Raw genomic sequence first — 6,567 nt, 5'->3', positions numbered from 1 at the left:
CCCCTTCCCCACCGCCACCACCCGCCGCCCCCGGCGGAGACCCGCCCGGGTTGCAACACCCCCGCCCTCACCCGCCGTGACCAACCGGCCACGACCACGGTCCCACCCGTCGCGTCCCACCGGTCAGGTCACGGTCCCACCCGTCACGTCCCACCGGTCAGGTCACGGTCCCACCCGTCACGTCCCACCGGTCAGGTCACGGTCCCACCCGTCGCGTCCCACCGGTCGCGGTCGCACCCGTCGTGTTCCACCGGCCGCGGTCTCGACGGTCACCGGCCGCACCGGTCGCCTTCCGACCGGCCTTGGTCTCACCCGCCGCGCTCCCACCGGCCACGGCCCCACCCCATGCGATCCCACCGGCCGTGCTCTCACTCCTCGCCGTCCCACCGGCCGCGGTCGCGCCCCTCGCCGTCCCACCGGTCGTCGTCGGTTCATCGTGTCGTTTCACCCGTCGTGGGTGAGGCGGGTGGGGCGGGGGCGGGGGACCGTCGGTCTGGACAGGTCGGTGCTTGTGCCGGCCGAGCTGCCGCAGCGCGCCGGACCGAGCTGGGAGAGACTGTGAAACGGTACCCGCCCATCGCCGAGCACGGCCTGGTCGGCGATCTCCAGACCGCCGCCCTGGTGTCGTCCGAAGGCACCGTCGACTGGTGGTGCACCCCCCGCTTCGACTCGCCCAGCGTCTTCGCCTCGCTGCTCGACCGCGACCGCGGCGGTCACTGCCGGCTGGCCGCGGAGTTCCCGGACGGCGACGACGTGACCGTCCGGCAGCTGTACCTGTCCGACACGGCGATCCTGATCACCCGGTTCATGGGCGCCGGCGGGGTCGGTGAGGTCGCCGACTTCATGGTGCCGGACGAGTCCGGCGTCCCGACCGGCGTCCACCGGCTGGTGCGGGTCGCACGCGTCGTCAGGGGCCGCCTGCCGTTCGCCCTGAGCTGCCGGCCGCGTTTCGACTACGGCCGCGCCACGCACACCCTCTCCTCGGCCGACCCGCACTCCGCGATCTTCCACAGCGCGGCCGCGGACCTGCATCTCCAGTCGACGACCGGCGTCCGCCTGCACGCGGACGGCGACGACATCAGCGCCCGCTTCACCCTCTCCGCAGGCGAGGCCGCCGCCGTCGTGCTCACCAGCGGGCCCGCCGGGACCGCCGCGCCGCCGCGCCCGTCCCTGGAAGGGGTCGCCGACGACCTGGACACCTGCCGTGCCTTCTGGTTGTCGTGGCTGCGCTCGTGCACCTACAAGGGGCGCTGGCAGGACATCGTGAACCGCTCCGCCATCACCCTCAAGCTGCTCACCTACGCCCCCACCGGGGCCCCGGTCGCCGCCGCCACCATGGGACTGCCCGAGCAGGTCGGCGGGGAGCGGAACTGGGACTACCGCTACACCTGGATACGGGACGCGTCGCTGTCCGTCCGGGCCCTGATCGACCTCGGCTTCCAGGACGAGGCCCACGCCTTCCGCCGCTGGCTCCGCGACCGCATCGATGCCAACGGCGCCGCCTCGGGCGACCCGCTGCAGATCATGTACCGGGTCGACGGGGACCCCCACCTGACCGAGGAGACCCTCGACCACCTGGAGGGCTACCGGGGCTCCCGTCCGGTACGGGCGGGCAACGCGGCCGCCGACCAGCTCCAGCTCGACATCTACGGCGAGGCCTCGGACGCCCTGGTCGTGGGCGGTGACATCGGAGCGATCCGCGGCTGGGGCGCGCTGGGCGGCGTCCTGGACTGGCTCGCCGACCACTGGGACCAGCCCGACGAGGGCATCTGGGAGACCCGGGGCGGCCGCCAGGACTTCACCTACAGCCGGCTGATGACATGGGTGGCGTTCGACCGCGGTGTACGCGCGGCCACCGGCTTCTCCCGGCCCGCCGACCTCGCCCGCTGGACCGGCGCCCGGGACGCGGTCTTCCGGCAGATCGTCGAACGCGGCTGGCACGACAAACGGCAGGCCTTCGTGCAGCACTACGACACCGACGTCCTGGACGCGTCCCTGCTGCTCATGCCGAAGGTGGGGTTCGTCTCGCCGTACGACCCGGACTGGCTGAGCACCCTGGACGCCATGGACGAGGAACTGGTCAGCGACAGCCTCGTCTACCGCTACGACCCGCAGGCCTCCCCCGACGGCCTACGGGGCTCCGAGGGCACCTTCAACCTGTGCAGTTTCTTCTACGTCGAGGCGCTCGCCCGCAGCGGCCGGCTGGAGCAGGCCCGCCACGCCTTCGACAAGATGCTGACCTACGCCAACCACGTCGGCCTGTTCGCGGAGGAGATCGGTCCCTCGGGCGAGCAACTGGGCAACTTCCCGCAGGCCTTCACCCACCTCTCGTTGATCACCGCCGCCATGGCCCTCGACGAGGAACTGGCGAAGGAGCGGACCGCACCGCACCGGTTCGGCCGCCGGCGTCCGGTGATCTACGGCCTCAGAGCGCCGGCGGAGGACGCGGGCGGGAGCGCCCCGCATGGCTGAGGACGCCGGCCGAAGGCAGCCGGCCGGACCGGGGCGCGTGCTGGCCGCGCTCGCCCTCGCCCAGTTCATCTGCAGCTTCGCCGGCTCCAACATGAACGTGATGATCAACGACATCAGCCGGGACCTGGACACCACCGTCCAGGGCGTCCAGGTGGCGATCACGGTCTTCCTGCTGGTGATGGCGGCTCTGATGATCCCCGGTGGCAAGCTCACCGACCGGTACGGCCGCAAACGCTGCTTCCTGACCGGTCTCCTCGTCTACGCGGTCGGCGCCCTGCTGAGCGCGGCCGCCCCCGGACTCGGGGTGCTGATCCTCGGCAACTCGATCCTCGAGGGCGTCGGCACCGCGCTGCTCATCCCGCCGGTGTACATCCTCACCACCCTCCTCTATCCCGACGTCACCTCCCGGGCCCGCGCGTTCGGCGTGGTCATGGCGCTGGGCGGGATCGGCGCGGCCGCGGGGCCGCTGATCGGCGGCCTCATCACCACCTTCGTCAGCTGGCGGGCCGCCTTCGTCTTCCAGGCCCTGGTGATCGGGGTGATCGTGCTGCTCGGCCGCCGTATCGAGGACCCGCTGCCCCCGGACCCCGGCCGTCACTTCGACACCAAGGGGGCGGTGCTCTCCGCCGTCGGGCTGGTCCTCGTGGTCATGGGCATCCTGGCCGCGGACAACAACGTCTGGCTCATGGCCGCCCTGCTGGTGGCCGGCGCGCTCGTGCTCGCGTGGTTCTTCCGTTCCGCCCGTGCCGACGAGGCCGCCGGCCGGGAGCCGCTGCTGTCCCCGCGCCTCTTCCGGAACCACACCTCCAACCTGGGGCTCGTCACCCAGAACCTGCAATGGCTGCTGCTCATGGGCACGTCGTTCACGGTGGCGGCCTATCTCCAAGTCGTCCGCGGCTACGACGCCATCCAGACCGGTGTCGTCTTCACCGCGGCCACCCTCGGTCTGCTCGCCACGTCCCTGTCGGCGGAACGCCTGGCCCGCCGCCACCCCCAGCGAACGCTCGTCATGGCGGGCTTCGCCGTCTCCGTGATCGGGGTGGCGGTGTTGATCGTCCTGGCCGGAAACTACGCCACCGCCTGGGCCTTCGTCCCCGGCCTGCTCCTCATCGGGCTCGGTCTCGGCGTCATGCTGACCCCGTCGGTCAACATCGTGCAGTCGAGTTTCCCCGAGGACCAGCAGGGAGAGATCTCGGGTCTGTCCCGGAGCGTGTCGAACCTCGGCTCGTCGTTCGGCACGGCCGTCGCCGGCACCATCCTCGTCGCCGGTCTCGACCGGGGCGCCTACGCCGCCGCGATGAGCGTGCTGGCCGTCGCCGGCCTCGGCGGTCTCGCCGCGGCGGCCCTGCTGCCCCGGCCGACGGGACCCGCCGCCCCGTCGGCGCCGCTGTCTCACCGCAGCAGCCGCTGACGGATCTCCCGCCGCAGCGACCGGTGCTCCGGCAGGCCCAGTTCGTCCGTGATGAGCAGCGCCCGGGTCCAGGTGTCCCGGGCGCGGACGGGCTGGTGCGTGCTGTCGTAGCAGTCGCCGAGCCGGGTCAGGCACCTGGCCTCGTGGTTGCGTTCCCCGGTCGCGTGGAACAGTTCCGCCGCCTGCCGGTAGCAGTCCACCGCCTCCCGGTCGTGGCCGAGCAGACGGTGGATGTAGCCGAGGCTGTCCCAGGTGTGGGCCAGCCCGTTGAAGTCCTCGGACGCCAGCGCCAGTGCCAGCGCCTGTTCGCAGTGGGTCAGGGCCCGGTGGTGCTCGCCCAGGTGGGCCAGCTGCCAGCCCATGTGGTTCAGCGCCGCCGACTGGCCCGCCCGGTCGCCCGCCGCGCGGTAGTGCCGCAGGCTCCGGCGGGCGTGTTCGAGGGCCTGCCGGCGGTCGCCCCGCGTCCCCGACAGCCGGGCGAGGTGCTGGCAGGTCCGGGCCTGGCCGGCCTCGTCGCCCAGCGCGGCGTACAACGCCAGTGCCCGCGCGTAGTGTTCGTGGGCCGCCTCCGGCTGCCGCAGCCGGTCGAGGGCCAGTCCCAGGGTGCGGTGGGCGCCGGCCTGTCCGGCCCGGTCGTGCTCCAGCCGTGCCGCCGCCGTCGCCCTGCGGCCGAGTTCCTCCAGTGCCTGCCAGTACCCGTTCCGGTCCAGGTACGTGGTGACGACCGTGGTCAGCCGCCAGACGTGGGCCTCGAAGCCCTTCGGTGCCTGGCGCACGGTCTCCAGGAGCACCGTGCACTCGGCGGCGAACCAGGCCAGCGCCCGGTCGTAGTCCGCGGGGTCCTCGGCGCCCGCCCCCGGCCGGGCCGGCGGCAGGTCGATCGGATTGGGCTGCGGGGTCACCAGCGCGTCGGCCGCCCGCGCGGTGTGCAGGTAGTGGTCCAGCATGCGGTGCAGTGCCGCCCGCCGTACCGGCTCGTCGTCGCGCTCGGCGACGAGTTCTCCCGCGTACACGCGCAGCAGGTCGTGGAACGTGTACCGGGCCGCCGGGTGCTCGGACAGCAGGTGCCCCCGGGTCAGTTCGGACAGCAGCTCCCGGGTCTCCGACGGCGGGAGTCCCGCCAGCGCGGCGACCGCGGCCAGTCCGGCGTCCGGGCCCGGGTGCAGGCCGAGCAGCCGGAACAGCCGGGCCGCGCCGTGGCTGAGAGCGCGGTACGACCAGGAGAGGACAGCCCGTACCTGGGCCGCCACCTCGCCCGCGTCCAGCGCGTCGAGCCGGTTGCGTTCCTCCCGCAGCTCCCGTGCCAGCGTGCCCAGCGGCCGGTGCGGTGAGCCGGCCGCCCGGGCCGCCACCACGGCGAGCGCCAGCGGCAGCCCGGCGCAGTGGGCGACGATCTCCCGCGCCGCGTCGGGCTCGGCCGTCAGCCGGTCCGCCCCGATCCGCTCCGCCAGCACCCCCATGGCCGCGTCGGGGCCGAGCACGTCCACGGACAGCAGGTGGGCGCCGTCCGACGCGGCGAGTCCGGCCAGCCGGTTCCGGCTGGTCACCAGCGCCATGCAGCCCGGTGCCGCCGGCAGCAGCGGCCGTACCTGCCGCTCGTCCCAGGCGTTGTCCAGTACGACCAGGACCCGCCGCCCCGCCAACAGGTCCTGGTACAGGGCGACCTGGGCGTCGAGACCGGGCGGGACGTGTTCCGGGCGGACGCCGAACGCGGCCAGGAACCCGCGTACCGCCTCCGTCGGGGTGACCGTCGAACCGCGGGGATCGAACCCGCGCAGGTTCACGTAGAGCCGCCCGTCGGGGAACTCCCCCTCGATCCGGCGCGCCCAGTGCACGGCGAGAGCGGTCTTGCCGACGCCGGCCATGCCGGAGACGGCCGATATCACCACCGCGGGCGACTCCCCGCGGGCATCGTCGAGGATCGCCAGCAGCCGGGCCATCTCCGCGTCCCGCCCGATGAACCCCCGCACCCCCACCGGCAACTGAGCCGGCACCTCCCCGCCCTGCCGCTCCCGAAGCCCCCAGGCCGACACCGACCGGGGGTCGGGCGGCACGAGGACGGGCTGCGCCTCGGCGAACCGGGGGCTCGGGTACGAACCGCCGGCCGGGGGAACGACTCGGGAGCCGGCGCCCGGGGGGCCGGGCTGCGCGGCGAACGCCGGCGACGTCGGCTGTGACCCGGTGGGCGGGGGCGTCGGGCGTGCGTCGGCGGGCGGGGGTGTCCGGTGTGGCTCGGGGGGCTGGGGCGTCGAACGCAGTCCGGCGGGTGGGAGCACCGAGCGTGGTCCGGGGGGCGGGGGCGTCGGGCGTGCGTCGGCGGGCGGGGGTGTCGGGCACGGGTCGGGGGCCGGAGGTGTCGAACGCCGCCCGGCGGACCTGGGGATCGGTTCGCGCCCGGCAGGCGAAGGCGTCGATCGCGGAGCCGGAGCAGCGGTCGGGGGAATCGGTCGTGCGTCGGCGGGCGGGGGCGTCCGGTGTGGCTCGGGGGGCCGGGGCATCGAACGCCGTCCGGCGGGTGGGAGCACCGGGCGTGACCCGGGGGGCGGAGCTGCTCATCCCGTAGGCGCCGGCCAGCTTGCCGGGGCTGTAGTAGTCGGTGCCGTCGGTCAGACCCGAGCCGGTGAAGTCGGCGCAGAGTGACGGGGTGTACGTGTGGGCGGTCACCGTGCGCGAACCGCGTCCGG

3 protein-coding genes are annotated in these 6,567 nt (G+C 74.0%); 2 read left to right on the top strand and 1 reads right to left on the bottom strand.

Annotated features, from left to right (window positions below):
- Positions 1 to 558: 558 nt before the first annotated feature.
- Both MB828_RS13605 and MB828_RS13600 read left to right on the top strand, forming a co-directional pair.
- Positions 559 to 2,472 carry a glycoside hydrolase family 15 protein gene (locus MB828_RS13605; protein ID WP_301648367.1) on the top strand — a complete coding sequence of 638 codons (1,914 nt, stop codon included), beginning with the start codon at positions 559 to 561 and terminating at the stop codon, positions 2,470 to 2,472.
- Positions 2,465 to 3,883, top strand: coding sequence for an MFS transporter (locus MB828_RS13600; RefSeq protein ID WP_301648366.1), 1,419 nt, complete (start codon positions 2,465 to 2,467; stop codon positions 3,881 to 3,883). The genes MB828_RS13605 and MB828_RS13600 overlap by 8 nt, the downstream gene beginning before the upstream one ends.
- Here the strand turns inward: MB828_RS13600 and MB828_RS13595 are convergent.
- The gene (locus MB828_RS13595; RefSeq protein ID WP_301648365.1) at positions 3,865 to 5,937 is read right to left on the bottom strand and encodes an ATP-binding protein; all 2,073 of its coding nucleotides are present in this window, start codon (positions 5,935 to 5,937) and stop codon (positions 3,865 to 3,867) included. The two genes, MB828_RS13600 and MB828_RS13595, sit on opposite strands and share 19 nt — an antisense overlap.
- Positions 5,938 to 6,567: the final 630 nt, after the last annotated feature.

The sequence above is a fragment of the Streptomyces arenae genome (genome assembly GCF_022343545.1).
Taxonomy (GTDB): domain Bacteria; phylum Actinomycetota; class Actinomycetes; order Streptomycetales; family Streptomycetaceae; genus Streptomyces; species Streptomyces humi.
Note: the sequence above shows the minus strand (reverse complement) of the source record. Positions and strands in the feature narration are given on the sequence as shown.